The 252-nt window shown below is 35.3% G+C and carries 1 rRNA gene; it reads right to left on the minus strand.

Going from position 1 to position 252, the window contains the following annotated elements:
- Positions 1–75: ribosomal RNA gene (rrf, locus tag Q1B03_RS22050) — 5S ribosomal RNA — on the minus strand; the annotation flags it as partial.
- Positions 76–252 lie beyond the last annotated feature (177 nt).

The raw sequence follows: 252 nt of genomic DNA on the forward strand, positions 1-252 counted from the left end.
ACCATCGGCGCTGAAGAGCTTAACTTCCGTGTTCGGCATGGGAACGGGTGTGACCTCTTCGCCATTGTCACCAGACATTTTCTTGTCTCTTTTTTAAGGACAAGTATTATTATATCGTGTAGATATATTTTTTCAAGGCTTTTTTTTTATATTTTCTTATAAAATTCATTCCCTGAAAACTAGATAAAGAATTGATGTCAAGAAAGCCAAGTATCGACCAATCGTTGTTCATTTAAAAAATGACTCTTTGTG

Origin of the sequence: uncultured Rossellomorea sp. (assembly GCF_947488365.1) — a bacterium.
GTDB lineage: Bacteria > Bacillota > Bacilli > Bacillales > Bacillaceae_B > Rossellomorea.